The sequence below is a fragment of the Chitinophaga deserti genome (assembly GCF_003149455.1).
Taxonomy (GTDB): Bacteria; Bacteroidota; Bacteroidia; order Chitinophagales; family Chitinophagaceae; genus Chitinophaga; species Chitinophaga deserti.
The window spans coordinates 1-7,052 of sequence record NZ_QFFK01000020.1 but is presented as its reverse complement, the minus strand read 5'-3'; the positions used below and the strand labels follow the sequence as shown (position 1 = coordinate 7,052).

General features: G+C 55.6%; 5 protein-coding genes. 4 read left to right on the top strand and 1 reads right to left on the bottom strand.

What is annotated here, in order from left to right; all coding sequences use genetic code 11:
• Nucleotides 1-111: 111 nt before the first annotated feature.
• Complete coding sequence (locus DEV76_RS25750) at nucleotides 112-444, bottom strand: helix-turn-helix domain-containing protein (RefSeq protein ID WP_109700841.1); 333 nt, start codon at nucleotides 442-444, stop codon at nucleotides 112-114.
• Nucleotides 445-608: 164 nt separating this feature from the next.
• Here DEV76_RS25750 and DEV76_RS25745 point away from each other — a divergent pair, with 164 nt between their 5' ends.
• From DEV76_RS25745 to DEV76_RS25730, 4 genes are all read left to right on the top strand, one after another.
• Entirely contained in the window at nucleotides 609-3,359 is a 2,751-nt protein-coding gene (locus tag DEV76_RS25745) for a CHC2 zinc finger domain-containing protein (protein WP_109700840.1), read from the top strand.
• Between the two features lie 175 nt (nucleotides 3,360-3,534).
• Nucleotides 3,535-4,389, top strand: a complete 855-nt coding sequence (locus tag DEV76_RS25740; protein ID WP_109700839.1) for a tyrosine-type recombinase/integrase — start codon at nucleotides 3,535-3,537, stop codon at nucleotides 4,387-4,389.
• A complete protein-coding gene (locus tag DEV76_RS25735; protein ID WP_109700838.1) occupies nucleotides 4,386-5,237 on the top strand; it encodes a tyrosine-type recombinase/integrase in 852 nt (283 codons plus the stop codon). Before DEV76_RS25740 ends, DEV76_RS25735 begins: the two co-directional genes overlap by 4 nt.
• A gap of 79 nt (nucleotides 5,238-5,316) precedes the next feature.
• Entirely contained in the window at nucleotides 5,317-5,934 is a 618-nt protein-coding gene (locus DEV76_RS25730; RefSeq protein ID WP_157963121.1) for a JAB domain-containing protein, read from the top strand.
• The last annotated feature ends 1,118 nt before the right edge of the window (nucleotides 5,935-7,052 follow it).

The window sequence follows — 7,052 nt, the reverse complement described above, 5'->3', positions numbered from 1 at the left end:
GGCGTTGTCCTCCATCAGTTTTTAACTATTTTTGAAAATAGAATCAAGTTATAGGTACAAATACGAAACTCCGATTTTCTATGTTTACACAGTTAATGAGATAGTGCCTTTTTATTGTTGCGCCTTCCTGATTTTAGCATCCCGGATATAAGTATCGATGAGATCGAACAGTACCGTCTTTTTAGGTTCCTCTATCAGTTCGATGTCCTGGAGTCTTTTAAGGGTCTTTTTATCGAATCTACTGTTAACCCCTTCCCCTACAAGATAGTCGAGCGATACCCCCAGCGCATCTGCAATCCTCTTTGCAGCATCGAGCGAGGGTACTGCTTCTGCACGTTCATATTTACCTATCATGACGCGGGATACACCGCTGGCGTCTGCGAGGTCGGTCTGTGACCATCCTTTATCGTCTCTTGCATCTGCGATAATCTTGCCTGTATTCATGTCTTAAAGGATACCGATTTGTTTGTGAGGAGCGGTATTTTACAAATTTAGGTAACTAAAGGATATAAATACTTGCAATAAGATTTGGTTGTTTTGAAGCTATTGGATAGATTTGTATCTGATAGTTACGGAATAAATATTTTTCCACAGTCAAAACCGCCAGCATGGATATCGCCGATATCAAACAAAGCCTCACGCTCGCCCAGGTGCTTTTGCACTACGGGTTAAAACCGGATAAGCACGCACGGTTACACTGCCCGTTCCATGACGATAAGACACCGAGCCTGCAGGTGTACTACAAAACACAGTCATGCTATTGCTTCTCTTCCAACTGCAAGACGCACGGCAAGGCGCTGGACGTGATCGACTTTGTGATGCACAAGGAAGGGGTGAGCAAGGGTGAAGCGATCCGTTACTGCCGGGAGCTGATCGGTGGCGCGCCAGCGGCCGCGCCGCTGACCGCCCAGCCCCGTGAGACCATCCTGGAAAGAATGTTCACCTACTTCAAGAATGGGGTGCATAACAGCAAGCCTGCGCAGGATTATATCCGCAGCCGCGGGCTGGATGCGACGCAGGTGGAGATCGGTTATAACAGCGGGCAGTTCCACCACGGGCAACGTAAAGAGGATGCGTTACTGGCAGCCTGTGAATCCGCCGGGCTGCTGATGGCGTGGGGAACGAACTCACGGGAAGGCGGTCAGGCGTATAAGGTGTTCGGCCGTGGTTGTATCGTGTTCGCACTGCGGGGCAAGGCCGGTGAAATAAAAGGGCTGTACTTCCGATCGATTACTAATGACCATGACCAGCGGCACTTTTATTTAAAAGACCGCGCCGGCCTTTATCCATGTTACCCGAAAGCGGATACGCAGCGCTTGATCTTAACGGAATCCATCATTGACGCAGCGGTATTACTCCAACAGGAAACCATCCGTAAGGATTACAGCGTGCTGGCGTGTTATGGTACCCATGGTTTTACGGCAGAGCACCGGGAGGCGGTAGCCTCCCTGCCGCACCTCACTGAAATCCTCCTAGCCTTCGACGCAGACGGGGCAGGCCGCGCCGCTACAGAAAAATACGCCACACAACTGCGCGACCAGGTGCCGGGCGTAAGGCTGTCGGTGATCGCACTGCCGGAAGGGGAGGATCTGGCGAGCCTTGCAGCGGGGCATGATCCGGCAGTGTTGGAGCATCTGATGACAGCACGTACCTCCTTTTTTACTTCAACTGAAAATACAACTGCCACCGCAACTATCCCTACCGCTATCAACACTCCCGTACCTCCTACTGAAAAAGACCTCCCCACTTCCTATGCTGTGCCTACACCCAATCCCGCACCGCCAAATACAGCCGGTGTGTTGGATAGCCGCGACGTGCTGCGGCTGCGGTACACGGCTGCTGTGGCGGTGTATACGGTGCAGGGCGGGATCGGTAAGGGGGGCGATAGTTTGAAGGTGACGGTAGCGGTGGAGCATAAGGGCAGCGGTCAGAAGCGGCGGCACAAGGTGGATCTGTACGAGGATAAGCAGGTGGAGCGGCTGGCGCGGGAAGTGAGTGTGCCACTGGGGCTGGATGCGGCTACTATCGCAGACGAGCTGCGCGGCCTTGCCGATGCGCTGGACACTTACCGGGATGAGCAGGTAAAAGCCGACGCGCCGAAGGTAGCGAGCTATCCCCTGACGGCAGTAGAGCGCAGTGCAGCTTTATCTTTTTTACAGGCACCGGATCTGCTGCAAAGACTCAACGAGTTGCTGGGCAATACCGGCATCATCGGTGAAGAGAACCCGCGCCTTTTTTTGCTACTGATCGCGCTGAGCCATAAGATGGCGCAGCCACTGCATGCGCTGATACAGGGATCGAGCGGCAGCGGTAAAACGCGGCTGCTGCGGCAGATATCCGACTGCATGCCACCGGAGTCGGTGACCCGTTTAACCCGTGTGAGCGACAAGGTGCTGTACAACTATCCGGAGACTTACTTCGTCAACCGCCTGCTCTGCTTAGAGGATATCGATGGCTTAAGCGAGGAAGCAGAGTTTGCGTTAAGAGAACTGCAAAGCAACGGGGAGTTGAACAGCGCCACCAGCATTAAGCTGGAAGATGGGCGTATCACCAGCGGGCAGAAGACGGTGCGCGGTCCTATCGGGAGCCTTGCCTGCACCACGAAAGGCGAGATCTACGAAGACAACATGAGCCGGGTGTTTTTGGTGGCGGTGGATGAGAGCGCGGAGCAGACGGGTAAGATACTCAACTACCAGAACCGGGTAGCAGCGGGTATTACGAGCCAAGGGGCGGAAGATCGTGCCAAGGCACAGGTGCGCAACCTGGTGCGGGCACTGGAGCCGCTGGGTGTGGTGAACCCCTATGCGGGCAAATTACAGCTACCCCGGCAGGCGCATAAGCTGCGGCGTTTAAACGACCTGTTTTTAAGCTTTGTGAAGATGGTGACCTTATTACACCAGCACCAGCGGGAACGGGATACAGAAGGGCGTGTGATCGCAGTAGTGAGTGATCTGGCGATAGCGGTGGAGATCATGTTCGACAGCATCGTGCTAAAGGTGGATGAGCTGGACGGGAGCCTGCGGCAGTTCTACGAGCAGTTAAAAACGTTTGTGGGCGAAGATCGGCGGGATCGTGAGTTTACGCGCTTCGATGTGCGGGATGCGTTGGGCATGGGCAAGACGCGGCAACAGTTCTGCCTGAACCGGCTGGTGGAGCTGGGGTACCTGCAGCAGTACGGGCATATCAACCGGGGCTTCCGTTACCGGATCGTGCATTGGGATGGGTATGCGCTGTTGCGGGAGCAGTTAAAGAGGGGGCTGCAGGAGCAACTGGCGGCACTGGGCGGAGGGCTGGTGTTCAGTAGTGGTGAACGCCAGACTGAACGCCAGGACGCGCCACTGGCGCAGGAAACTGCCTAAAAAGGGGCTGGCGTTCAGTGTTCACTGAAAATGTGCAAGGCCCCTGTTTGTTAACGCCGTAGGTATAGAAAAACGGCCGTAGCTATAGCCAAACGGCATAGTACTATCAAAACAGTTTGTTATCCGGAGGGTAAAACCTCTTTTTACTTCTAGTGAAATTTTAAAACCAGGGTTTATGGAACAGCTCATGATGGAGCGCTTAATGCGCTTCCGGGACTACCTGTGCGCGGTAGGCTACAGCGCAGGCGGGGTGCGGATGCTGGATACCTGCACGCGGGATTTTTTTGACTACCAGCCCCTGTCGCCGGGCGCGGTCAGACCGGCCGATATTGTCTCTTTTTACGAGTACCTGCAGGTGCGGCCGCTGCGCCGACGGGAGGGGGTGCTGAGTGGTCAGATGGTGGATCACTACCTCTACAGCCTGCGGGTGTTTTTTGACTGGCAGCAGGCGTGTGGGGATACGACGGCGCACCCGATGAGCGGGCTGCGGTTGCGGCGGCTGGGCAATGGGTTGCGGTTGCCGCTGTCGCTGGATGAGGTGGTGGCACTGTTCGATGCGGCAACGGATGAGCGGGAGCGGGCAGTGCTGCACCTGCTCTACAGCTGCGGGCTGCGCCGCAGCGAGGCCACGGGTCTGGTCAGCAGTGACGTATGCCCGGACAGGGGCCTGCTCTACGTGCGGCGTGGTAAGGGTGTACGGCGGCGGGTGGTGCCGCTGGCAGGGCAGGCAGCACGTTGTTTTGCAGCGTATGGCCGCTGGCTGGGCGTGCTGTTGCCGGGTGGTGCGCCGCGGTGGCTGGTCAGCATCCGGGGCCGTGCTTTAGGGGGTGATGGCCTTTACAAGCTGGTGGCTGCGCTGGGGGAGCGTGCAGGGCTGGCAGTACCGGTAACACCGCACCGGCTGCGCCACTCCATCGCCACGCATCTGCTGGCGCGGGGCATGTTACTGGAACAGGTGCGGGACTTTTTAGGGCACCGGTGCGCGGACACGACGCAGCGCTATGCTTATCCTAAAAGCAGCTGCGTATGAGACTGGATGCTTACCTGCACAGGCACTGCGCGGCCTCCACCGCCAAAGCCTACCTCCGTGAAATCACCACTTACCTGTCGGGGTATCCCGGTGCGGCCGGGGCAGACTATGGCGCGGTGATCGGGTGGCTGGGTGTTTTGCGCAGCCGTTACGGCAACGCCTCGACGCTGAACCGGATATTAAGCGCGGTGAAGCTGTATTACAGCTGGCTGGTGGCCAGTGGTCAGCGAATGGATAACCCGGCCGGCCGTATCCGTTTACGGGACATGCGCAGCCGTGATATCCAGCTGCAGGATCTGCTGACGGCTGCGGAGCTGGAAGTATTGGTGGCCGCAGGAGGTCAAAAGGGGCGTTATACGGGGCTGGACGAGCGCGATCGGGTATTGTTGAGTCTTTTGGTGTATCAGGCCTTAAAACCGGCTGAGATTGCCGGGTTACGGGTAGGGGATATCGACCTGGAGAGCGGAACGTTGCGGACAGCGGGAACGGTGACCACCAATGAAAGAGTGCTTGCGCTGCAGGCGGCGCAGGTGCTGCTTTTTTACGGATACCTGCAGGTGGTGCGCCCCCGGCTGCTGAAGGGCGGAGCAACGGAGGGGTTGCTGTTAGGGTTGCGGGGTCAGCCAATGGTAGCGGATGATATTGTGAAGCATGTGCTGCGGCATTATCCGGCCAGCGCCCAGCGCATCCGCCAGAGCGTAATCGCCAGCAAACTGAAAGCCGGTGAGGGACTGGCAGCGGTGCAGGTGTTCGCGGGGCATAAGTATCCGTCGAGCACGGAGCGTTACCGGCCGTCAGGGGAGGAGGCGCTGGCGGCAGCGGTGGCTGCCTTCCACCCGATGGGGTAAGCGAAATGAATAGTAATGAACGGGATGGTTCATCCTTGTATTGGTTAACTTCAAAGCGTACACTAAAATGGAGATACGATTGAGCAAGCTAAAGAAAACGAAGATCGAGGCGCGGCAGGATGTTCATGAGATCATGCGGATGCTGCTGCGGCGGGAACAGAAGATCGACCGCAACCGGGAACACCTGTGGGTGCTGGGGCTGGCGGCGGATCATACGCTGCTGCTGATCGAGCTGGTGAGCATGGGTTCTGTGAGCAGGACGATTGCCGAGCCGATGGAGATCTATAGCCTGGCGCTGCAAAAGCGCAGTGTGAAAATCATCCTGGTACATAACCATCCCAGCGGTCTGCTGAAACCCTCGGCAGCGGATAAGGACATGACCGACCGGATGATCCAGTGCGGGCGGCTGTTGCATGTACCGGTGGAGGATCACATTATTATCAGTGAAAAGGGGTATTACAGTTTTGCTGAGGACGGGTTGCTGGCAGAGCTGGAACGGAGTGAAAAGTATGTACCGGAATATGAGCTGGAAGCGCGGGCACGGGAGAAGGGCAGGCAGATCGGTCATACAACCGGCGTAAGCGATAAGGCCCGTGAAATAGCACGGCAGATGAAGTTATCGGGCTACACTGTCCCTGAAATCATGCGGTTGACGGGGTTAAGTAAAGCAGTGATCCAGCGCCTGAAATCAGATTGAATAAGTGGAGCTGGCGGGAGTCGAACCTGCGTCCTTGTGATCGTGCGTAATCCGTGCGTCCTATGTTTTTGAGGAAGTAAAATCCTTATTGGTGCTGGTTTTTGGGACTTAGGTTCCGATCTTGGAGAGAATCGAACCTACAGTATATTTTTTAAGAGCCATGCCAGTACAAGGCCTCCGCCTGCCCAAATGGCGTCAGAGAGCAGGTTGATGAATATATCGCTGATTACTTCCATGATCGTGAAATTACGTAAATCCCCAGTCTGTGCAAAGCGTTCTTTAGGGTACTCAGATTCTGGATCTGAGTGTCATGGTTCGAATCCATGTTGGCTTACCAACGTGGAATCGGATTGCCTGAAATGCTTTGTGGTTCGGTGCTTTAGGTTCGAAATGCCTTTTTTCTGTAGTTCGAAATTAACCGGGTAAATAAGAAGTTTAGTATTCTAATAGTTTAGTAATCAATTGACTTATGAGCTGAGCTGGATCCACGTAGGGAAGCCAACGTGGATTTTAGGAGTGTGCTGGTTCGAATCCAGTTCTGGGCAAGGGTCTGGTGGTTCGAACTCATCTGGAAATCCTTGCACGGTTCGAATCCGCCAGCCTATAGTCTAGTGGCAGATTGTCGAACCGCAGGAAACTTTGTGCAGGGAGTTCTTACAACCTGCTGGGCTCCTTACTTACTACGTAGGGAAAAGCGGTCTCACTGCGGGAAAAAGGGCGGGCACGTTCCCTGTAGGCAGAACGCTTCCATGTGCCCTCCCTTTTACCCTTCGTTCGGGCAGCTCCCGGTCTTAGCGCGAAGCGCGCCAATCCCTCCTCTGCCCATTTTGTCCGCCACCTGCCGGCGGCGGCACCCGGCCGGTAGCTCCGTGTTCGCTTTGCTCACACTCCCGCTCCCGTGTGTGCCGCCGCATGGCGGGTGGTGGCGGGAAATGCTCCAACGTCCTTAGGTGGACAATCAACACAATCTTCTTTAATCTTTAAAATGTAAACAGATGGATCTGTTATGGTTTATGAATCCCTCGTTGGGAGCGGATTACGGTACGTTTAATTGTTCGGTATGCGGGGATGCCTTCCATTACTCGCCTCGTCTGGTATGCCATTGCAATGGGTGCGCC

Excerpts from the sequence above, each read along its gene's own strand:
- DEV76_RS25750 (WP_109700841.1), bottom strand. The coding sequence starts at position 444 with ATGAATACAGGCAAGATTATCGCAGATGCAAGAGACGATAAAGGATGG.
- DEV76_RS25745 (WP_109700840.1), top strand. The coding sequence starts at position 609 with ATGGATATCGCCGATATCAAACAAAGCCTCACGCTCGCCCAGGTGCTT.
- DEV76_RS25740 (WP_109700839.1), top strand. The coding sequence starts at position 3,535 with ATGGAACAGCTCATGATGGAGCGCTTAATGCGCTTCCGGGACTACCTG.
- DEV76_RS25735 (WP_109700838.1), top strand. The coding sequence starts at position 4,386 with ATGAGACTGGATGCTTACCTGCACAGGCACTGCGCGGCCTCCACCGCC.